19 protein-coding genes are annotated in these 21,394 nt (G+C 68.2%); 13 read left to right on the top strand and 6 right to left on the bottom strand.

What is annotated here, in order from left to right:
• Window positions 1-114: 114 nt before the first annotated feature.
• Window positions 115-720 (bottom strand): 3-isopropylmalate dehydratase small subunit, encoded by a 606-nt coding sequence (gene leuD / locus E1832_RS17080; protein ID WP_133360976.1) that lies wholly within the window; start codon window positions 718-720, stop codon window positions 115-117.
• A gap of 83 nt (window positions 721-803) precedes the next feature.
• Window positions 804-2,207 carry a 3-isopropylmalate dehydratase large subunit gene (leuC, locus tag E1832_RS17075; RefSeq protein WP_133360975.1) on the bottom strand — a complete coding sequence of 468 codons (1,404 nt, stop codon included), beginning with the start codon at window positions 2,205-2,207 and terminating at the stop codon, window positions 804-806.
• A 277-nt stretch (window positions 2,208-2,484) separates the two neighbouring features.
• Here leuC and E1832_RS17070 point away from each other — a divergent pair, with 277 nt between their 5' ends.
• From E1832_RS17070 to rlmH, 3 genes are all read left to right on the top strand, one after another.
• Entirely contained in the window at window positions 2,485-3,861 is a 1,377-nt protein-coding gene (locus E1832_RS17070) for a mechanosensitive ion channel family protein (protein ID WP_133360974.1), read from the top strand.
• Window positions 3,862-4,038: 177 nt separating this feature from the next.
• Window positions 4,039-4,395, top strand: a complete 357-nt coding sequence (gene rsfS / locus E1832_RS17065) for a ribosome silencing factor (protein ID WP_133360973.1) — start codon at window positions 4,039-4,041, stop codon at window positions 4,393-4,395.
• A gap of 47 nt (window positions 4,396-4,442) precedes the next feature.
• The gene (rlmH, locus tag E1832_RS17060; RefSeq protein ID WP_133360972.1) at window positions 4,443-4,913 is read left to right on the top strand and encodes a 23S rRNA (pseudouridine(1915)-N(3))-methyltransferase RlmH; all 471 of its coding nucleotides are present in this window, start codon (window positions 4,443-4,445) and stop codon (window positions 4,911-4,913) included.
• 38 nt (window positions 4,914-4,951) lie between these two features.
• Here rlmH and E1832_RS17055 read toward each other — a convergent pair whose 3' ends face one another.
• Both E1832_RS17055 and E1832_RS17050 read right to left on the bottom strand, forming a co-directional pair.
• Window positions 4,952-5,317, bottom strand: a complete 366-nt coding sequence (locus E1832_RS17055) for a hypothetical protein (protein ID WP_133360971.1) — start codon at window positions 5,315-5,317, stop codon at window positions 4,952-4,954.
• Between the two features lie 36 nt (window positions 5,318-5,353).
• Complete coding sequence (locus E1832_RS17050) at window positions 5,354-6,064, bottom strand: DUF599 domain-containing protein (protein WP_133360970.1); 711 nt, start codon at window positions 6,062-6,064, stop codon at window positions 5,354-5,356.
• An 83-nt stretch (window positions 6,065-6,147) separates the two neighbouring features.
• Here E1832_RS17050 and E1832_RS17045 point away from each other — a divergent pair, with 83 nt between their 5' ends.
• From E1832_RS17045 to E1832_RS17020, 6 genes are all read left to right on the top strand, one after another.
• Window positions 6,148-7,596 (top strand): FAD-linked oxidase C-terminal domain-containing protein, encoded by a 1,449-nt coding sequence (locus tag E1832_RS17045; protein ID WP_133360969.1) that lies wholly within the window; start codon window positions 6,148-6,150, stop codon window positions 7,594-7,596.
• A gap of 49 nt (window positions 7,597-7,645) precedes the next feature.
• Window positions 7,646-8,755: a glycolate oxidase subunit GlcE gene (gene glcE, locus E1832_RS17040; protein ID WP_133360968.1), complete on the top strand. Its 1,110-nt coding sequence runs from the start codon at window positions 7,646-7,648 to the stop codon at window positions 8,753-8,755.
• Window positions 8,755-10,074, top strand: a complete 1,320-nt coding sequence (gene glcF / locus E1832_RS17035) for a glycolate oxidase subunit GlcF (RefSeq protein WP_133360967.1) — start codon at window positions 8,755-8,757, stop codon at window positions 10,072-10,074. Before glcE ends, glcF begins: the two co-directional genes overlap by 1 nt.
• Before the next feature lie 115 nt (window positions 10,075-10,189).
• On the top strand, window positions 10,190-10,981 hold the full coding sequence (locus E1832_RS17030; RefSeq protein ID WP_133360993.1) for a trypsin-like serine peptidase: 792 nt from the start codon (window positions 10,190-10,192) through the stop codon (window positions 10,979-10,981).
• A gap of 167 nt (window positions 10,982-11,148) precedes the next feature.
• Entirely contained in the window at window positions 11,149-11,628 is a 480-nt protein-coding gene (locus tag E1832_RS17025) for an Hsp20 family protein (protein WP_133360966.1), read from the top strand.
• A 180-nt stretch (window positions 11,629-11,808) separates the two neighbouring features.
• Window positions 11,809-12,204: a globin gene (locus tag E1832_RS17020; protein ID WP_133360965.1), complete on the top strand. Its 396-nt coding sequence runs from the start codon at window positions 11,809-11,811 to the stop codon at window positions 12,202-12,204.
• On the opposite strand, the gene E1832_RS17015 is transcribed toward E1832_RS17020, so the two are convergent.
• Window positions 12,201-13,676, bottom strand: coding sequence for an NAD-dependent succinate-semialdehyde dehydrogenase (locus tag E1832_RS17015; protein ID WP_133360964.1), 1,476 nt, complete (start codon window positions 13,674-13,676; stop codon window positions 12,201-12,203). The two genes, E1832_RS17020 and E1832_RS17015, sit on opposite strands and share 4 nt — an antisense overlap.
• A 269-nt stretch (window positions 13,677-13,945) precedes the next feature.
• On the opposite strand from E1832_RS17015, the gene E1832_RS17010 reads away from it, so the two are divergent.
• Window positions 13,946-15,166, top strand: coding sequence for an aminopeptidase P family protein (locus E1832_RS17010; RefSeq protein WP_133360963.1), 1,221 nt, complete (start codon window positions 13,946-13,948; stop codon window positions 15,164-15,166).
• A 316-nt stretch (window positions 15,167-15,482) separates the two neighbouring features.
• Here E1832_RS17010 and E1832_RS17005 read toward each other — a convergent pair whose 3' ends face one another.
• Window positions 15,483-15,914: a MarR family winged helix-turn-helix transcriptional regulator gene (locus E1832_RS17005; RefSeq protein WP_133360962.1), complete on the bottom strand. Its 432-nt coding sequence runs from the start codon at window positions 15,912-15,914 to the stop codon at window positions 15,483-15,485.
• A 106-nt stretch (window positions 15,915-16,020) separates the two neighbouring features.
• Between E1832_RS17005 and E1832_RS17000 the strand changes: the two genes are divergently transcribed.
• The 3 genes from E1832_RS17000 (at window position 16,021) to E1832_RS16990 (ending at window position 21,393) form a co-directional block, all read left to right on the top strand.
• Window positions 16,021-16,878 (top strand): FAD binding domain-containing protein, encoded by an 858-nt coding sequence (locus E1832_RS17000; protein WP_133360961.1) that lies wholly within the window; start codon window positions 16,021-16,023, stop codon window positions 16,876-16,878.
• The gene (locus tag E1832_RS16995; RefSeq protein WP_206021071.1) at window positions 16,875-19,607 is read left to right on the top strand and encodes a molybdopterin-dependent oxidoreductase; all 2,733 of its coding nucleotides are present in this window, start codon (window positions 16,875-16,877) and stop codon (window positions 19,605-19,607) included. The genes E1832_RS17000 and E1832_RS16995 overlap by 4 nt, the downstream gene beginning before the upstream one ends.
• Before the next feature lie 337 nt (window positions 19,608-19,944).
• Window positions 19,945-21,393 (top strand): 6-hydroxynicotinate reductase, encoded by a 1,449-nt coding sequence (locus E1832_RS16990; RefSeq protein WP_133360960.1) that lies wholly within the window; start codon window positions 19,945-19,947, stop codon window positions 21,391-21,393.
• Window position 21,394 lies beyond the last annotated feature (1 nt).

The following is a 21,394-nucleotide window of genomic DNA, read 5'->3' as shown; positions in this document are numbered from 1 at the left end:
AACAAGGTGACCCGCCCCCGGTCAGGGGCGGATCTAGGGTCAGCAACCCATATCTTGTGGGCGTCGGCCGGTCCTGTACAGGCACCGAACCGGCGGTCGACGGCCCCGCGGCGCTCAGACCCAGGGGCGCGACACCGCGGCCTGCGCCTCAAAGCTCTGGATCGCGGGCGCCTTTTCCAGCGTCAGCGCGATGTCGTCGAGCCCCTCCAGCAGACAGTGCTTCTTGAAGGCGTCGACCTCGAAGGGGAACGTCTCGCCGTCCGAGGTCGTCACCGTCTGCGCCTCCAGGTCCACGGTCATGCGGGCGTTCTCGCCCTTTTCCGCGTCCTTCATCAGCATGTCGATCTGCTCCTGCGGCAGGGTGATCGGCAGGATGCCGTTCTTGAAGCAGTTGTTGAAGAAGATGTCGGCAAAGCTGGGCGCGATGACGCAGCGGATGCCGAAATCCTTGATCGCCCAGGGCGCGTGTTCCCGCGACGAGCCGCAGCCGAAGTTGTCGCCGGCGATCAGGATCTCGGCGCTGCGGTAGGCGGGCTTGTTCAGCACGAAATCGGGGTTCTCGCTGCCGTCGTCCTGATAGCGCATCTCGTCGAACAGGTTCACGCCCAGACCCGAGCGCTTGATGGTCTTGAGGAACTGCTTGGGGATGATCATGTCGGTATCGACGTTGATCAGCGGCAGCGGCGCCGCGACCCCGGTGATCTTGGTGAATTTATCCATCGGTTGTTCTCCTTGGAACGGGTGGCGGACCTCGGTCCGCCCTACATCTGCGGTAGGCCGGGCGCGTGGCCCGGCACACCGTTTCACATCACCTCGCGCACATCCGTCAGCCGGCCGGTGATCGCGGCGGCGGCGGCCATCGCCGGGCTCAGCAGGTGGGTACGCCCGCCGCGGCCCTGACGGCCCTCGAAGTTGCGGTTCGAGGTGGCCGCGCAGCGCTCGCCGGGCGACAGCTGATCGGGGTTCATCGCCAGGCACATGGAACAACCCGCCAGACGCCATTCGAAACCCGCTTCGAGGAAGATGTCGGCCAGACCCTCTTCCTCGGCCTGGGCGCGGACCAAGCCCGAGCCGGGCACGATCATGGCGCGCATGCCGTCCTTGACCTTCTTGCCCTTCACGATCTCGGCGACGGCGCGCAGATCCTCGATCCGGCCGTTGGTGCACGACCCGATAAAGACCGTGTCGATCTCGATATCGGTCAGCTTCATGCCGGGCTTCAGCCCCATGTACTCCAGCGCGCGGCGCACGGCGTCGACCTTGCCGCCGGAGAAATCCTCGGGCGCCGGCACCGTCGCGGTGATCGGCAGAACGTCCTCGGGGCTGGTGCCCCAGGTGACCACCGGCGCGATCTCGCCCGCGTCCAGCGTGATCACCTTGTCCCAATGGGCGTCGTCGTCGGAGTAAAGCGTCTTCCACCACGCCAGCGCGGCCTCCCACTGGGCGCCCTTGGGGGCATGCGGCCGGCCCTTGATGTACTCGAAGGTGGTCTCGTCCGGCGCGATCAGACCGGCGCGCGCGCCGCCCTCGATCGCCATGTTGCAGACGGTCATCCGCCCTTCCATCGACAGATCGCGGATCGCCTCGCCGCAATATTCGATCACATGGCCGGTGCCGCCGGCGGTGCCGGTCCTGCCGATCACGCTCAGGGTGATGTCCTTGGCGGTCACGCCCGGGTGCAGCTTGCCGGTGATCTCGACCTTCATGTTCTTCGATTTGGTCTGGATCAGCGTCTGGGTCGCCAGCACATGCTCGACCTCGCTCGTGCCGATGCCGTGCGCCAGCGCGCCAAAGGCGCCATGGGTGGCGGTGTGGCTGTCGCCGCAGACAACCGTCATCCCCGGCAGGGTCCAGCCCTGTTCGGGGCCGACGATATGCACGATGCCCTGGCGGATGTCGTCCACCGGGTAATAGTTGATGCCGAAATCGCGCGCATTCTTGTCCAGCGCATCGACCTGAATGCGGCTTTCCTCGTTCTCGATGCCGTTCACCCGGTCCGGCGTGGTCGGCACGTTGTGGTCGGGCACCGCGATGGTCTTGTCCGGCGCATGCACATCGCGCCCCGACATGCGCAGCCCCTCGAAGGCCTGCGGGCTGGTCACCTCGTGAACCAGGTGGCGGTCGATATACAGCAGGCTGGTGCCGTCCTCGGTCGTGTCGACCAGGTGGGCGTCCCAGATTTTGTCATAAAGTGTCTTGGGGGACATCTGTCCTCTCCCGTTCTTGCATGAAAATGGCGGTCTTGGGCTGGCGGGCGGATTATAGCCGGGCCAGAACGGAACGGGCAGCCCCGAAGAACCGCTCGCGCAGCCGCGCGCGGTCCTGCAGATCGCAATCGAAATCGGGGGCGGTTTCCGGGCTCATGCGGTTTCAGATACAGCCGTCCCCGCCTTCGATCAAGGTGCGAAACCGCCGGGCGCCGGCGCCGGGGCGGCTTGTCAGCGCGCCCGATCCGTTCCACCCTGCCGACAAGGAGCGGACCATATGGACCAAGAAACCCCGGCCCCGGGCCTGACCGAACAGATCGTGGCGCTGCTCGATCAGGGGCGCGAGCTGTTGCAGATGTTCCTGACGCCGGGCTGGCGTCAGAATCAGATCCTGATCGTTCTGGGGCTGATCGCCCTGGCCTGGCTGATGCGCCTGCTGACCGAGGCGCGGGTGCAGGACTGGACCCGTGCGCGCGACGGCTGGCCGAAGTACCGGCTGCGGATGCTGGTGCAGGTCCGCCAGCGTCTGGCGCTGATCTATTTCGTGGCCGGCGCCTGGGTCGTCTATGCGGTGATGCGGCAGGTGACCTGGCCCTCGCGCAGCTATCTGATCGGAATCGCGGCCACGCTGGCCACCGCCTGGGTGGTCATCGCCTTCCTGTCGCGGCTGGTGCAGAACCGCACCCTGCGCCGGCTGCTGACCTGGGGGCTGTGGATCTACGCCACGCTCTACGCGCTGGAACTGATCGACGATGTCACGGCATTCCTCGATTCGGTCGCCTTCCGCTCGGGCGAGCTGAACATCTCCCTGCTGGCGGTGCTCAAGGCGCTGCTGCTGGTGATCACGCTTCTGGTGCTGGCGCGGATCACCACCCAGGCGGCCGGCCGCAGCCTGAACCGCAACGAGGACATGTCCCCCTCGATGCGGGTTCTGGCGATCAAGGCGGTGCAGGTGCTGATGTACGGCTTTGTCATCATCACCGGCATCCGGGCGCTGGGCTTCGATCTGACCGGGCTGGCGCTGCTGTCAGGCGCGGTGGGCGTCGGCATCGGCTTCGGGCTGCAAAAGGTGGTGTCCAACCTGGTCTCGGGCATCATCATCCTGCTTGACCGCTCGATCAAGCCGGGCGACGTGATCAGCCTGGGCGATACCTTCGGCTGGATCGATTCGCTGGGCGCGCGCTATGTCTCGGTGGTCACCCGCGACGGCAAGGAATACCTGATCCCGAACGAGGATCTGATCACCTCCCAGGTGGTCAACTGGTCCTATACCAACAAGTTCGTCCGCCTCGACATCAATTTCGGCACCTCCTATGGCGACGATCCGCACGAGGTGCGCAGGGTGGCGGTCGCGGCCGCCAGATCGGTGAACCGCGTCCTCGGCCATCCGACCCCGCCGGTCTGCCATATCACCGGCTTCGGCGACAGCAGCGTTGATTACATCCTGCGGTTCTGGATCACCGACCCGTCGGACGGGCTGACCAATATCAAGGGCAACGTGTTTCTGGCGCTCTGGGACGCGTTCAGGGAAAACGGCATTTCCATCCCCTTTCCCCAGCGCGAGGTGCGCCATCTCAACGACCCGGCGCGCACCGGCGGAGGCGACGGCGCGGACAAGGCGGCCGGTGCGGAAAAAACGACCGGTGGGGCCTAGAGCGGCCATTCGCCGCCACTGGCCCCTCTGTCATCGCGGTTTCATTGAAATCCCGCCGCCGGCTTGCTACCTTGCAACTACCCCGCGCCGGGGGTCATGCCGGCGTGCTAGAAGGAGGACATTGTCCTGGCAACCCATGCAGAAGCGGCCTTGCCCGCTGATGGCCGGGCCGGCGTGATGGCGGCCCAACCCCTGCCGAGCAGCGAAACGCTGCTTGAGCGGATTCTTTCCTCGCTCGAATCAGACAAGGCCGAAGATGTCGTGCAGATCGATCTGCGCGGCCGAACCGCCTTTGGCGACTACATGGTGATCGGCTCCGGGCGCTCCTCGCGCCAGGTCTCGGCGATCGCCGAAAAGCTGGTCGACCGGCTCAAGCAGGACTTCGGCATCATCGCCAAGGTCGAAGGCAAGGATGCCGGCGACTGGGTGCTGATCGACACCGGCGACGTGATCGTGCATCTCTTCCGCCCGGAAGTGCGCGACTTTTACCAACTGGAAAAGATGTGGCTGCCCCAGGGCGCCGCCAACGGCTGAGGCAAACCCGGCCCGCGATCCCGCGCGGGCCCCGGACTGGACGTTGAATGCGCATCCGAATTTGCGCGGTCGGCCGCTTGCGGGCCGGACCCGAGAAATCCCTGATCGACGATTACCTGAAACGGTTTGACCGGACCGGCCGCGCGCTGGGCCTCGGCCCGGCCGAGGTGATCGAGGTCGACGACCGCAAGAACGCCGGCATGGCGGCCGAGGGCGCGCTGCTGCGCCGTGCCGTTCCCGAGGGCGCTGTGATCTGCACGCTGGACGAGCGCGGCAAGTTGATCTCGTCGCCCGATTTCGCCGAAAGACTCGCCGGCTGGCGCGATCAGGGCCGGGGCGATCTGGCGCTGGTGATCGGCGGCGCCGACGGCATCGACCCGGCCCTGCGGGCCGAGGCCGATTTCAGCCTGTCGTTCGGCAGGATGGTCTGGCCGCACATGCTGGCGCGCGTGATGCTGACCGAACAGCTCTACCGCGCCGCCACCATCCTGGCCGGCTCTCCCTACCACCGGACCTGACTCACCGGACCTTGGCGCGGCAGGGAACCGCACCCGGATCAGGGCAGGGCGATCACCCTGGTCGCCGCGTTCCAGCCCTCCACAAGGCACCGCGCCTGAACCTGCACCTGGGTGGTCCCCTCGGGGATCGCCACGCCGGACAGCGAGCGGGTGAAGGGCTGTTCGCTCACATGCGGATGCGCCAACACCCGCAGGCCCAGCACGTTTCCGCCCATGTCGAGCACCCGCCAGCCATCTGCGTAGTGATCCCAGCCGGTGTCCGGGTGCGACAGGGTCACGTCGAATCGCCAGGTCGCGCCGTCGCGCTGGGCGTGGACCGCCTCGATCGCCGGCGGCTCGGCGCGAACGGGCAGGGCGGCCAGGAGGGCGCAAAGCGCCAGCGCGGAGAAGGGCAGGGGTCTCATGGCGTCAGCCTATCCGCCACCCCGGCGGGGCAGAAATCACGACCCTGTGTCCGGCGGCACCTTCAGCAGCACCGCCCGCGAGGCCGAGCTGAATTCGCGCCGGTAGATCATCGCCAGCGTCAGCAGCACCGCCGCGATCAGCGCCCCGGGCCCCAGCAGCCAGGTCGCCGAGGCCAGCCCGAAATAGGTGGTCCTGAGCCCGCGGTTGAAACTGCGCGCGGCGGTGATGTTGATCTCGGCCGCCTGATCCGCACGCGCCAGGGCAAGCGGATCCTCGGGATCGTTGGGCACCGCCCCCATCACGACCGAGCAATAGCCGAACAGCCGGTTCGCCCAGACGAATTTCAGGAACGCGCTGGTCAGGAACAGCAGCGTCACCAGCAGCTTGATCTCCCAGACGACATCGGGATGCAGGCTCAGCGCCAGATCGCTGGCCAGCGCCGCCACCGGCTCTGGATTGCGGATCAGCGCCAGTCCGCCCCCCAGCGCGATCATCGTGGCCGAGGCGAAAAAGGCCGTGCTCTGCCGCAGATTGCCGATCAGGCTGGAGTCGAAGATGCGCGGCTGCCGCGTCACCATCTGCCGCATCCAGTCGCGGCGGAACCCGCCCATGATCTCGGCGACCGAGGGGCGCCCGGCTGGCGGGTGCTCGATCAGCCAGCCAATTCCGGCCCAGACCAGAACCAGCAGGGCGAGCGCGGTGTAATCCAGCGGCGCGAACATATATAGACGGTCGACCCAAGTCATGGAATCACCCTAGGCCCGATCTATTCGGGTTGTCAGTAGGTCAAATTGGTAATAACATTTTACCAAAAGAAGGAGGGGTGACCATGCAGATGCCACAGCCCGACGCCAGCGTGCTGGCGCGCAAGGACCGGCTGGTCGCGCGCCTGTCGCAGGTGCTGGCGCCCGATGCACTGATCCACGACCCGGCCGAAACCCGCGCCTATGAGTGCGACGCGCTGACCGCCTATAAATGCGCGCCGATGCTTGCGGTGCTGCCGCGCTCGACGCGCGAGGTCGCGGACGTGCTGCGCATCTGCCATGAAGAGGGGGTGCCGGTGGTTCCCCGCGGCTCCGGCACCTCGCTGGCGGGTGGCGCGCTGCCCACCGCCGACAGCGTGATCCTTGGCGTGGCGCGGATGAACGCGGTGCTGGAAACCGATTTCGACAACCGCATCATCCGGGTGCAGACCGGGCGCACCAACCTCTCGGTCACCGGCGCGGTCGAGGAGGAGGATTTCTTTTACGCCCCCGACCCCTCCAGTCAGCTCGCCTGTGCCATCGCCGGCAATATCGGCATGAACTCCGGCGGCGCGCATTGCCTCAAATACGGGGTCACCACCAACAACCTGATGGGCGTCACCCTGGTGCTGATGGACGGCACCGTGCTCGAGATCGGCGGCGCCCATCTGGATGCCGGCGGGCTCGACCTGCTGGGGGTGATCTGCGGCTCCGAGGGGCAGCTGGGCGTGGTGACCGAGGCGACCCTGCGAATCCTGCGCAAGCCCGAGGGCGCGCGCCCCGTGCTGATGGGGTTCGACGATTCCGAGGTGGCCGGCGCCTGCGTCTCCGACATCATCAAGGCGGGCGTCCTGCCGGTGGCGATCGAATTCATGGACCGCCCCTGCATCCGCGCGACCGAGGCCTTTGCCCATGCCGGGTATCCCGATTGCGAGGCACTGCTGATCATCGAGGTCGAGGGCTCGGATCCCGAGATCGCGCATCAGCTCACCCTGATCAAGGAAATCGCCGCCCGCCACGACCCGGTCGAGTTTCGCGAGGCGGCCGATGCGGACGAGGCCGGGCGCATCTGGCTGGGCCGCAAATCCGCCTTTGGCGCCATGGGACAGATCAACGACTACATGTGCCTCGACGGGACCATTCCGGTCTCGTCGCTGCCGATGGTTCTGCGCCGCATCGGCGAGATGTCAAAGGACTTCGGCCTCGACGTGGCCAATGTGTTCCACGCCGGCGACGGCAACATGCACCCGCTGATCCTGTTCGACGCCAACAAGCCCGGCGATCTGGAAACCTGCGAGGCCTTCGGGGCCGAGATCCTCAAGCTCTGCGTCGAGGCGGGCGGCTGCCTGACCGGCGAGCATGGGGTCGGCGTCGAAAAGCGCGATCTGATGCTGCACCAGTACGATCCGGTCGATCTGGAGGCGCAGCTGACGGTCAAGGACGTCTTCGACCCCGCCTGGCTGCTCAATCCCGCCAAGGTCTTCCCGTTGCAGGTGACCGAGGCGCGCCGCGCCCGGCCGCTGGCCGCCGAGTGACGGGGGCTTTGCCCCCCTGATCCCCAGTATTTTGTCAGAGAAGAAGATGATGACACCGAAAGATGAGGCCGAGCTGGGCGAAGCCGTCCGGCAGGCAAAGGCACCGCTGGCGATCCGCGGCGGCGGCACCCGGCTGACCGGGCTGGCGGGCGAGGCGCTGAGCGTTTCGGGCCTCAGCGGTATCACCCTCTATGAGCCGGGCGCGCTGACCATGGTGGCCCAGGCCGGCACGCCGCTGGCCGAGGTCGAGGCGGCGCTGGCCGCCGAGAACCAGCGCCTGGCCTTCGAACCGATGGACCACCGTGGCCTCCTCGGCACTGAAGGTGTCCCCACCATCGGCGGCGTCTTTGCCGCCAATGTCTCCGGCCCGCGCCGGGTGCAGGCGGGGGCGGCGCGCGATTTCCTGCTCGGCGTGCGCTATATCGACGGCATGGGGCAGGCGATCAAGAACGGCGGCCGGGTGATGAAGAACGTCACCGGTTATGATCTGGTCAAGCTGATGGCCGGCAGCTGGGGCACACTGGGGGTGCTGTCCGAGGTTTCCTTCAAGGTGCTGCCGCGCCCCGAGACCGAGGCGACCCTACGCGTCGCCGTGGACGGGGCGGCGGCAGCGGTGCGCGCGCTATCCGTGGCGCTGGGTTCGCCCTTCGAGGTCAGCGGCGCCGCCTACGATCCCGATCAGGGCGCGGCGCTGCTCCGGATCGAGGGGTTCGCCCCTTCGGTTTCCTACCGCGCCGGGAGGCTCTCCGCGCTGCTCGGTGCATCGGGCGCTGTCGAACTGGTGGAGGACGCCGCGACCTCTGCCGCGCTCTGGGCCGCGCTCCGCGACGTGGCACCGTTCCGGGGGCAATCGGGCGATGTCTGGCGGCTGTCCTGCAAACCCTCCCAGGCGCCGGAACTCGCCGCGCGGCTGAAGGCCGAGGCGCTGCTGTTCGACTGGGGCGGCGGGCTGATCTGGGCGCGGGTGCCCGAGGGCACCGACCTGCGCGCCCGCGCCGGCAGCTATGACGGCCACGCCACGCTGATGCGCGCGGCACCTGAAACCCGCGCGCGTCTGGGCATGTTCCAGCCGCAGCCGGCGCCGCTGGCGGCGATCGCGGCGGGGCTGCGCGCGAAATTCGATCCACGCGGCATTTTCAATCCGGGGCTGATGGGCTGATGAAAACCGAATTCACCGAGGCGCAACTCTCCGACCCCGGCACCGCGCGTGCCAACGAGATCCTGCGCGCCTGCGTGCATTGCGGCTTCTGCACCGCGACCTGCCCGACCTATCAGGTGCTGGGCGACGAGCTGGACAGCCCGCGCGGCCGCATCTACCTGATCAAGGACATGCTGGAGAACGCGCGCGTGCCGGACGAAAAGACCGTCCGCCATGTCGACCGCTGCCTGTCCTGCCTGGCCTGCATGACCACCTGCCCCTCGGGGGTGCACTACATGCACCTCGTCGACCACGCCCGTGCCTATATCGAGAAAAACTATACCCGGCCCTGGCACGACCGCGCCCTGCGCTGGCTGCTGGCGCGCATCCTGCCCTATCCGGGCCGGTTCCGGCTGGCGCTGCTGGGGGCGAAAATCGCGCGCCCCTTCCGCCGCCTGATCCCCGACGCGCGGCTGCGCGCCATGCTCGACATGGCGCCGAAAACCATCCCGCCGGTCAGCCGCAACGACAGCCCGCAAAGCTTTGCCCCCAAGGCCGAGAAAAAGATGCGCGTGGCGCTGATGACCGGCTGCGCGCAAAAGGCGCTGAACACCGACATCAACGACGCCACCATCCGCCTGCTGCGCCGCCTGGGCTGCGAGGTGGTGGTTGCGAACGGCGCCGGCTGCTGCGGCGCGCTGACCCACCACATGGGCAAGGCGGACGAAAGCCACGCCAGCGCGGCGAAGAACATCCGTGCCTGGACGCGCGAGATCGAGGGCGAGGGGCTGGACGCCATCGTCATCAACACCTCCGGCTGCGGCACCACGGTCAAGGATTACGGCCATATGTTCGCGCAGGATGCGCTGGCCGGGGATGCCGCAAGGGTCGCCGGGCTGGCGATGGATGTCAGCGAGCTTCTGATGAAACTCGATCTGCCCGAGGCCGCCGCCCCGCGCGACATGACCGTCGCCTATCACGCCGCCTGCTCGCTCCAGCATGGCCAACAGATCAAGACCCACCCCAAGACCCTGCTGAAACGCGCCGGCTTCACCGTGGTCGAACCCGCCGACAGCCACCTGTGCTGCGGCTCGGCCGGCACCTACAACCTGATGCAGCCCGAGATTTCCGGCCAGCTCAAGGCGCGCAAGATCCGTACGCTTGAGGCGAAACGCCCGGACGTCATCGCCGCCGGCAATATCGGCTGCATGATGCAGATCGGCTCGGGCACCGGTGTGCCGGTGGTGCATACCGTGGAGCTGCTCGACTGGGCGACCGGGGGGCCGACGCCGCCGGCGATGGCCGGACGCGACCCCCAGGTTCCGGATCTGCGCGGGTAATTGCCCGCCCCGCGCCCTATTTTCGCCCAACGGCCCGACTAGACCGGAGCCAGGAACAGGCCGAACGGGACAAAAGACGGAGGGGCGCGTGCGACACTGGTTTGCGGCATTGGCGATGGCGGTACTGCCCGCACTGGCGCATGCCGGCGATTCCCGCCTGCAAAAACTCGACAGCCTCGACGCGGGCCGCGCCTGGCAGGCGGTCGGGCGGCTCGACATCGGCGGGCTGGGCTTTTGCACCGGCACACTGATCGCGCCGGATCTGGTGCTGACCGCGGCGCATTGCCTGTTCGACAAGGCCAGCAAGAAACGCATCGACCCCGAGCGGATCGAGTTTCTGGCAGGCTGGCGCAACGGCCGCGCCTCGGCCTATCGGCAGGTCCGCCGGGCGGTCGTGCATCCCGACTACATCTATGACAGTGCCGTCTCGCCCGAACGGGTGCGCCGCGACCTGGCGCTGTTGCAGCTTCAGCACCCGATCCGCAACACCACCGTGGTGCCCTTCGATACCGCCGCCCGCCCCGCCACCGGCGACGAGGTCGGCGTCGTCTCCTACGCGCGCGACCGCTCCGAGGCGCCCGCGCTGCAGGAGGTCTGCGGCGTCATGGCCCGCCAGGAGGGGATCCTGGTGATGTCCTGCGACGTCGATTTCGGCTCGTCCGGGGCACCGATCTTTTCCTTTGACGCCGGCGCGCCGCGCATCGTCTCGGTGGTCTCGGCCAAGGCCGAGGTCCGTGGCGGCCGCGTCGCGCTGGGCACCGAACTGGGCGAGCCGCTGGCGCTGCTGCGCGCGATCATGAAGGCCGGGCGCGGCTATGCGCTGGCGCCCGCGCCGGACAGCAACCGCGTGGTTGTGGGCGGCGCGCGGCGCGACACCGGCGCGAAATTCATCCGTCCCGGCGGCTGAGACCGTCCCCCGGGGCGGCGCAGGGCCCGGTTCAGGGTCTTGAAACCGCCCGCGCCGCTTCCCACCTTTTCCCTGCCCGGATCGCCTGCATGGGGTCCGGGTCTGTTCCCGCCCGTCCTTACCGGAGGGCTTATCGTGAATCGCTCGAACCAAGAGGATGACGACATATGCGTACGTTTGATTTTGCACCGCTGCACCGGGCCACTGTCGGCTTTGACCAGATTGCGGACCTGATGGACCGGATCATGGCCAATGACGTGGGCCAGCCCAGCTATCCCCCCTACAACATCGAAAAGACCGCCGCGGATGCCTATCGCATCTCCATCGCGGTGGCCGGCTTTGCCGAAAACGACCTCTCGGTCGAGGTGAAGGAGCATCAGCTCGTCGTGTCGGCCCGCAAGGCCGAGGACGAGGGCGAGCGCACCTATCTGCACCGCGGCATCGCCACCCGCGCGTTCGAGCGCCGCTTTACCCTTGCCGATCATGTCCGCGTCACCGGCGCGACCCATGAAAACGGTATGCTGCACATCGATCTGAAGCGCGAGGTGCCCGATGCGCTGAAACCCCGCCGGATCGAAATCGCCTCGACCAGATCCACCACCCGCGAGGTGCTGGAGGCCGAGGTCGACACCGCCCCGGTGAACTGAGCCGCCCCGCGGCCCGTTCCCGCCTCCGTCCCCCCTCCCGGGGACGGGGGCTTTTTCTTGTCCGGCGCCGGCCGGCGTGCGGGCTGGCGCACCAGCGGCTGTGCCGCGACCCGGGATTTACGTTTTGTTACCGCGTTTCTGTCTTGTCTGTCAGGGGGCGGGAGGATTGCGGGTGGCGGTATGCTGACAAACGACCTGTGCGAGACGCTGCCGCTGGTGTTCCAGAACAAGGCCCGGATCGCTGATCGGTTCTACCAGGCGATGTTCCGTCTGGCGCCGGAAACCCGCGCCCATTTCGGGGGCGGTTTCGGCGAGCAGAAATCCGTCTTTGCCATGCTGATCGTCAAGATCGCCCAAAGCGCCGGCAACCCCGACGCGCTGGAGCAGATCGCCCGCCATATGGTCGAGGTGCATCGCCGCCACGGGATCAGCGCGGCGGACTTCCGGATTGCCGGCCGCGCACTGAGGGAGGCGCTGGAGAGCAGCCTCTCAGAGGGTCTCACGGTCCGGCAGCTTGCGCGCTGGACAAGGGTGGCCGACACCCTCATCCAGCGCATGATCGCGCTGTCGGATTAGACCGACATGCAGACGTATTTCATCTCGAGGAACTCCTCGATGCCGTGATGGCTGCCCTCGCGGCCAAGGCCGGATTGCTTGACCCCGCCAAACGGGGCCACCTCGGTCGAGATGATGCCGGTGTTGACGCCGACGATGCCGTATTCCAGCGCCTCGGCCACCTTGTAGACGCGGCTCAGATCCTTGGCATAGAAATAGGCGGCCAGACCAAAGATGGTGTCATTGGCCATCTCGATCACCTCGTCCACATCCTCGAACTTGAACAGCGGCGCCAGCGGCCCAAAGGTTTCCTCCTTGGCCACCTTCATCGCCTGGGTCACGCCGGTGACGATGGTGGGCTCGAAAAAGGTGGCGCCCAGGTTCGACCGGTGCCCGCCGGTCAGGATCGCGCCGCCCTTTTCGGTGACGTCGCCCAGATGCTCCAGCACCTTCTCGACCGCCTCCTGATTGATCAGCGGCCCGGTGGTGACGCCCTCGGCCAGCCCGTCGCCGACGTTCAGCTTCTCCACCGCAGCCTTCAGCTTTTCGGCAAAGGCGTCATAGACCCCGGCCTGCACATAGATTCGGTTGGCACAGACGCAGGTCTGGCCGTTGTTGCGGAACTTGCACATCATCGCGCCCTCGACGGCGGCATCCAGATCGGCGTCGTCGAACACGATAAAGGGCGCGTTGCCGCCCAGCTCCATGCTGCATTTCATCACCTGATCGGCCGCCTGCCGCAGCAGGATGCGCCCCACCTCGGTGGAACCGGTGAAGGTCAGCTTGCGCACCTTCTCGTTCTCGCAGAACTCCTTGCCGATCTCGCTCGACCGCGACGAGGGCAGCACGTTGAAGACCCCAGCCGGAATGCCGGCGCGCTCGGCCAGAACCCCCAGCACAAGCGCCGACAGCGGCGTCTCGGCGGCGGGGCGGGCGACAAAGGAACAGCCGGCGGCCAGCGCCGGCGCCGCCTTGCGGGTGATCATCGCGTTGGGAAAGTTCCACGGCGTGATCGAGGCGGCCACCCCGATCGGCTGCTTCATCACCGTGATCCGCTTGTCGCGCTGGTGGCCCGGGATGGTCTCGCCGTAAACCCGCTTGGCCTCTTCGCCGAAGAATTCGACAAAAGAGGCGCCATAGACGATCTCGCCCTTGGCCTCGGCATGCGGCTTGCCCTGTTCGGCGGTCAGGATGGTGGCCAGATCGTCGGCGTTCTCGATCATCAGATCGAACCATTTGCGCAGCACCGCCGCGCGTTCCTTGCCGGTCCAGGCGGCCCAGTCCTTCTGCGCCGCATAGGCGCTGTCGATGGCGCCGGCCACCTGGGCGCGGCTCAGGTCGGCCACCTCGGCGATCACGTCGCCGCGGGCCGGGTTGGTCACCCCAAAGGTGCCGCTGTCGCCCTTCACCCATTGGCCGTCGATATAGGCGTCGGTCGCCAGCAGGCTCGGATCCTTGAGCAGGGATTTCAGGTTGGTCGGTGCGTCCAGCATGGCGGGGTTCCTCCGGTTGTCATGAACATGTGCAGTAAACCCGGCGCAGCGGGTTGTCCATCTTTCCCCCTAGGTAGTGCAGAGCGTGCCCGGCTGCAAAGCCTGCGTTGACCACCCCCATGTCGCAAATGGGCTTGAGCGGGACAGACGTCCGGGTCTAACTGCCCTCGGGCCCGGCGATGGCGTCGCCGCCTTCCCCCATGCACGACGGGGAAGCGCCCGTTTCTCCGTCCTGCACGCCGGGACCTTTCTGCAAAGGAGGGTCTGTGATGACCGCACGCCCCGAGCATTTCCGTTTCCACACTGACAAGAAGGCGGGCGAAAAGGCCCCGCTGCCCTTCGCCGATACCGAATACCAGGCTCGCCTCAAGGGCCTCCGCGCCGCGATGGATGAGATCGGGGCGCAGGCCGCCGTGCTCACCTCGATGCAAAATGTCGCCTATTACTCGGGCTTTCTCTACTGCTCCTTCGGCCGCCCCTACGCGCTGGTGGTGACCGGCGACAGCGCGGTGACCATCTCTGCCGGCATCGACGCCGGCCAGCCCTGGCGGCGCAGCTTCTGCGACAACATCACCTATACCGACTGGACCCGCGACAATTTCTGGCGCGCGGTGCTCTCGGTCACCGGCCAGAACCGCGTCGTCGGCTACGAGGGCGATCACCTGACGCTGACCCAGCGCGACAAGCTCGAGGATTTCCTCGCGCCCGTCACCATGGTCGATCTGGCCCCCGCCACCATGCGCCAGCGGATGCACAAATCCCCCGCCGAGATCGCGCTGATCCGCGCCGGCGCGCAGGTCGCCGACGTCGGCGGCTACGCCATCCGCGATGCGATCCGGGCCGGCACGCGCGAGATCGACGTGGCCATGGCCGGGCGCGATGCGATGGAACTTGAGATCGCCAAACGCTTTCCCGATGCCGAATACCGCGACACCTGGGTCTGGTTCCAGTCCGGCATCAACACCGACGGCGCCCACAACCCGGTCACCGCCCGCCGGCTGGAGCGGGGCGATATCCTGTCGCTCAACACCTTCCCGATGATCTCCGGCTATTACACCGCGCTGGAGCGCACGATGTTCGTGGGCGAGGTCGACGCCGAGAGCCTGAAGATATGGCAGGCCAATGTCGCCGCCCATGAATACGGCATGTCGCTGCTGCAACCGGGCATAAGCTGCGCCGAGGTGACCCAGGCGATCAACGCCTTTTTCGCCGAACGGGATTTGCTGCAATACCGCAGCTTCGGCTACGGCCACTCCTTCGGCCTGCTGTCGCATTACTACGGCCGCGAGGCCGGGCTGGAACTGCGCGAGGATATCGACACCGTGCTGGAGCCCGGCATGGTGATCTCGATGGAGCCGATGCTCACGATCCCCCAGGGCCAGCCGGGCGCCGGCGGTTTCCGTGAACATGACATTCTGGTGATCACCGAGGACGGCAACGAGAACATCACCGGCTATCCCTTCGGGCCCGAGTTCAACGTGGTGGGGTGAACGCCGTCTCGGAAACGGTCCGGTGGACCGTTTCAGGCGCGAACGGGCGGAGCCCCGGGGCGGCCGCCCTGATCGGAGGCGGCGTTGATCGCACCTGACCCGAGGTGCGATCAACACTCTCGCCTGCACAGGCACAACAGAGGGCAGCTCCCGACCGCGCTCCGCGCCTTTGTTCCGGGCTGAGTGGCGCCCTCTTTCAGAGCTATATGCAGCGACCGGTCGTTTCGGGTCCAATTCGGCCGGTATACCCCTCTCAAACTTCGAAATGTCCCGCATTGCAGACCTTCGCCATGAGGCAAGCGCTGACGCCTCCCCTTCAGGTCAGCTTCTCCAGCAGCCGCAGGAACACCTCCCGTTCCTCCGGCGCCAGCGGCGCCAGCGTTTCCGCCGTCACCGTATGGGCCGCCCCGATCACCGAGGCATAGAGCGTCCGCCCCGCCTCGGTCGGGGTCAGGAACACCCGCCGCTGGTCCTCCCGGTCCGGGGCAGAGGCCACCAGATCACGCCGTCGCAGCCGGTCCACCACTCCCTTGATCGTCGCCGCATCCATCGCCGTCGCCCGCCCCAGCGCGTTCTGGCTGGCCTGGCCCAGCTCGCACAGCTTGGACAGCGCCGCGAACTGAGTCGGCGTCAGGTCGGGGATGGCCTGCGCGAACAGCGCCAGATGCCGCTGGTTGGCCCGCCGCATCAGAAACCCCACCTGCACGTCCAGCCTGTACGCGGGCTCGTTATTCGTCTCTTCGCTCATCCCCGTCCGTCCTTCCTGTCTGGAATGTTGACAGGGCCGGGGCGCTGTCTCACACTCTGCTTGTATACTAACAATAAACCCCATCCAACAGCGCGAGGGTCCGGCCATGAGCCTGTATCTCCGCCCCGGCAATCTGCAAGAGGCGCTCGACGGTCTTTCGCGCGCCCCTGCCGTCATCGCCGCCGGCTGCACCGATCTCTTTCCCGCCACCGAGCGTCCGGCGCTCGGCGGGCCGGTGCTCGACATCACCGCCATCGCCGCGCTGCGCGGGATCGCGGAAACCGCAGACGGCTGGCGCATCGGCGCCACCACCACCTGGACCGACATCGCCCGCGCCGATCTGCCGCCCGGCTTCGACATGCTCAAACAGGCCGCGCGCGAGGTGGGCTCGACCCAGATCCAGAACGCCGGCACCCTTGCGGGCAACCTCTGCAACGCCTCGCCCGCCGCCGACGGGGTGCCGCCGCTCCTGGCGCTGGATGCGGCGGTCGAGATGGCCTGCGCCACCGGCAGCCGCCGGATGCCGCTCTCCGATTTCATCACCGGCCCTCGCGCCACCGCGCTGCGGCCGGGCGAGCTGCTCACCGCCGTCCACATCCCGCAGGCGGCGGGTCAGGGCGCCAGCCGCTTTCTCAAGCTCGGGGCGCGCAAATACCTGGTGATCTCCATCGCCATGGTCGCCGCCCGCATCGTCGTGGACGACGGCGGGCGCGCCGCCCATGTCGCCCTCGCCGTCGGCGCCTGCGGCCCGGTTGCCACCCGGCTGCCGGGGGTCGAACGCGCGCTCACCGGGCTGCCGCTCCGCGATCTGACCGGCGCCATCGACGCGGATGCCGTCGCCGCCGCCCTCTCGCCGATCGACGATCTGCGCGCCGACGCCGCCTATCGCCGCCACGCCGCCGCCGAACTCCTGCGCCGCGCCGTATCCGGGGCCGTATCTGAACCCGAGGAGGCCCTGCGATGAAGGACATGCCGATGATCGCCCTCACCGTGAACGGTGCCGCAGCGCAGCTCGACGCCGCCCCCGGTCGCCGGCTGTCCGAGGCGCTGCGCGACGGCCTCGGCCTGACCGGCACCAAGGTGGGCTGCGACGCCGGCGATTGCGGCGCCTGCACCGTGCTGCTGGACGGCGAGCCGGTCTGCGCCTGCCTCACCCCCGTCATCCGCGCCGAAGGCGCGGAGGTCACCACCGTCGAGGGGCTGGGCGCCCCGATGGCGCGGCTCAAGACCGCCTTCCTGCGCCATGGCGCGGCGCAATGCGGCATCTGCACCCCCGGCATGCTGATCGCCGCCGCCGCCCTGCTGTCCCGCCCCGGCACCCCGGACCGTAGCGAGGTCGAGGCGGCGCTGGGCGGCGTCCTCTGCCGCTGCACCGGATATGCCAAGATCATTGACGCGGTGCTCGATGCCGCAGGCAGTACGCCGCAAACCGAGGCCCCCGCCGCCCCCGTCAGCGGCGCTGCGGTCGGCGCCCGGATCGAACGGCTCGATGGCGCGCCCAAGGTCGAGGGCACCGAGATCTACGGCGCCGACTACGCCCCCCGGGGCGCGCTCTGGGTCCGCGCCATTCGCAGCCCGCATTTCGCCGCCCGCTTCAGCTTTGGCGATCTGGATGCCTTCGCCGCCGAAACCGGCCTGCAGGTCTTCACAGCGGCCGACATCCCCGGCCAGAACATCTATGGCACCATTCCGCCCTTTGCCGATCAGCCGGCGCTGGGCGTCGATGTCGTGCGGATGCGCGGCGAGGCGGTGGCGCTGGTCGCCGGCGACAAACCCGCCGTCGAGGCCCTCGACCCCGACAGCTTCCCCGTCACCTGGCACTCCGCGCCGGAGCTGCTGGACACCCCCGCCGCCCGCGCCCCCGACGCGCCCCGCCTGCATGAGGCACGGCAGGACAACATCCTGATCGCCGGCCTCGTCCACCACGGCGACCCGGCCGCGGGCTTCGCCGCCGCCGCCCATGTCGCGGAAGGCGAGGCCGAAACCCCATACGTCGAACATGCCTATATCGAGCCCGAGGCCGGCGCCGCCTGGCTCGACGGCGACACGCTGGTGATCCAGGCCTGCACCCAGGCCCCGGTGATGGACCGCGACGACACCGCCCGCATCCTCGGCCTGCCGCCCGAGCGGGTGCGCATCATCCCCTCGGCCACCGGCGGCGGCTTCGGCTCGAAACTCGACCTCTCGGTGCAGCCGCTGATCGGGCTGGTGGTGCTGAAAACCGGGCAACCCGCGCGGATGACCTATTCCCGCCGCGAAAGCATGACCTCGACCACCAAACGCCACCCGGCCCGTATGCGCGCCCGCATCGCGGCGGATGCGGGCGGCCGCCTCACCGCGATGGAATTCGACGGCGATTTCAACACCGGCGCCTATGCCAGCTGGGGCCCCACCGTCGCCGTCCGCGTCCCGGTCCACGCCTCCGGCCCCTACAGCATCCCCCACTACCATGCCGAGGCCCGCGCCGTGCATACCAACGGCCCGGTCTCCGGTGCCTTCCGCGGCTTCGGCGTGCCGCAGGCGGCGATCTTGCAGGAGACGCTGTTCGACGAGCTCGCCCTCAAATCGGGCCTCGACCGCCTCGCCTTCCGCCGCCTCAACGCCCTGCCCGAGGGCGGCACCAGCGTCTGCGGACAGGAGTTGCACGGCGTCGGCATCGGCCCCTGCCTCGACGCGCTGAAACCCCGTTGGGACGCGGCGCTGGCCGAGGCCGCCGCCTTCAACGCCGCGCATCAGGGCCGCAAACGCGGCGTCGGCGTCGCCTCCTGCTGGTATGGTTGCGGCAATACCGCCCTGCCCAACCCCTCGACCATCCGCTTGGGGCTGACGCCGCAGGGGCGGCTCATGCTGCATCAGGGCGCCACCGACATCGGCCAGGGGTCCAACACCGTGATCACCCAGATCTGCGCCGACGCGCTGGGTCTGCCGGTCGATGCCTTCGAACTGGTCGGCCCCGACACCGCGCTGACCCTCGATTGCGGCAAGACATCGGCCTCGCGCCAGACCGTGGTGACCGGCAACGCCGCGCTGCTGGCGGGCCGCGCCCTGCGCGCCCGCATCCTCGCCCTGACCAACATGGGCGAGGGGGCGCGGATCGCGCTGGCCCCCGGCGCGGTCACCGTCACCGACGGCACCCAGACGCGGCGCATCGATCTGGCAGAGCTTGCGGCGGATGCCCGCGGCTATGCGCTCGCCGTCGAGGAGACCTATGATCCCCCGACCGAGACGCTGGACGAGAACGGGCAGGGCATCCCCTATGCCGTCTACGGCTATGGCGCCCATCTGGCCGAGGTGGAGGTGGACCTCGCCCTCGGCACCGTCCGGGTGCATCGCCTGACCGCCGCCCATGATCTCGGCCGCGTCATCAACCCGCTGCTGGCCGAGGGCCAGATCGAGGGCGGCGTGGCGCAGGGGTTGGGCCTCGCGCTGATGGAGGAATATATTCCCGGCCGCACCGAGAACCTGCACGACTATCTGATCCCCACCGTGGGGGACATGCCGCGCATCGACACCCTCCTGATCGAAACGCCCGACCCCGAGGGGCCCTTCGGCGCCAAGGGGCTTGGCGAACACGCGCTGATCCCCACCGCGCCGGCGATCCTCAACGCGATCAGGGATGCCTGCGGGGCCAGGGTCACCAAGCTGCCCGCCCTGCCGCACCGGGTGCTGGCGGCGATGAGGGAGGCGGGATGATGGGAATGCGCTGCAACGGCAGCTGCAAATTGAAGAGGGCTGCGCCTGCCCGTGGCGGGCGCGGTAGCGCCCGCGTCGTGCCGGAGGCACGCCTTGGGCGCCTTGGGCGCGATGGGGGCGGGCGGGCGCTGCCGGGCGTGAACGCCGGCCGGGACAAATGTTCAGCGGTCGCCTTGAAACAAATCCAGGCGCGGCACCGACAGTTCAATATCGAGAAGGGCAGCGCCCGCCTGGGCTGGCGCGAATGCGCCTGCCGAGGGGCAGGCAGGCGCAGCCCGGCGTGCTGCCGGGCGAAACAGGTGTTCAGCGCGCAACCGAACATCCGGGAGGGCCGCCCATGACCGCCCCCCGCCCCCGCGAAGAGAAAATCCGCTGCGACGCCTGCCCGGTGATGTGCTACATCGCCGAGGGCCGCATCGGCGCCTGCGACCGCTACGCCAATCAGGGCGGCCGCATCATCCGCTGCGACCCGCTCACCATCCTCGACCGCCGCATCGAAAAAGGCGGCGAAATCAAACCCTTCCTCACAGCCGACTGGGACGGCAGCCTGACGGATGACAGCCTCTTTGTCACCGCCGTGGGCGCCGGCACCACCTACCCCGACTACAAACCGGCCCCCTTCATCGTCTCCCGCGAGGTCGACGGCGCCGATTTCGTCACCGTGGTGACCGAGGCGATCTTTTCCTACTGCGGCGTCAAGGTGAAGATCGACACCGACCGCCACCTCGGCCATGAGGGCGCCACCATCCGCGCCCAGGGCGAGGCGGTGGGCCTGATGATCACCTCCGAATACGGCTCGCAGATGATGTCCCTCGGCGGCGTCGACCACCTCACCGGCGGCTCCAAGCCCGAGGGCCGCATCACCTGCGACACCCTCATGCGCCTGTGCAACCGCGAGGCGGTGGAGCTTTCCGTCGACGGCGGCGCCACGGTGACCGTGCAGGCGGGCCAGCCCCCGATCGTCGACGGCCACCGCGAGGAGCGTATGCGCGTCGGCTGCGGCTCGGCCACCATCGGCATGTTCGCAAGCCAATGGCAGGGGCTGGTGGACGAGGTGGTTGTGGTCGACGACCATATCACCGGCGTGGTCAGCGAACATCAGGCGGGCAAGGTGCTGGGCTGGCCCGACACCGGTATCCGCATCCTCGGCCGCCGCTCCACCCCGGGGCGCTATTTCCAGGTCGCCGCGCCCGGGCTGGGCTGGGGCGGCACCGACATCACCGATCCGCTGACCATCCTCGGCGACTGGAACCCGAAAAAGGGCGCACGCCCCGGCCTGACCCTGCTGATGGTCTCCACCACCGGCGAGCAATACGGCTATTACGTCCTCGACGCCGATCTCAAACCGCAGAAACGGGAGTTGCCAGCGGCGCTCCGCCCCTCCGTCGATCTGATCGCCGAGAACTGCGAGCCGGCGCACTGCACCGTGCTGTTCATGGGCGGGGCAGGCGGCTCGCTCCGCTCCGGCGTGACCAAGAACCCGGTGCGCCTCACCCGCTCGGTGCAGCAGGAAAAGACCCGCGTCACCGTTGGCGGCGCTCCGGCTTACGTCTGGCCCGGCGGCGGCATCACCATCATGGCCGATGTGACGCAGATGCCCGACAACGCCTTCGGCTATGTCCCCACCCCCGCCATCGTCGCACCGCTGGAATTCACCCTGCGCCGCGATGACTACCGTGCGCTCGGCGGCCATGACGACAAGGCCCGCGCGGTCGGGGACATCCTCGAAAACGGCGGCGAGTACGGCGCCGAGACGCGCGCCGTCGCCCCCGCCGACAAGGGCTGAG

Source organism: Antarcticimicrobium luteum (assembly GCF_004358185.1).
GTDB classification, from domain to species: Bacteria; Pseudomonadota; Alphaproteobacteria; order Rhodobacterales; family Rhodobacteraceae; genus Antarcticimicrobium; species Antarcticimicrobium luteum.
The sequence above is the reverse complement of the archived record's forward strand: the minus strand, read 5'-3'. Positions and strand labels throughout refer to the sequence as shown.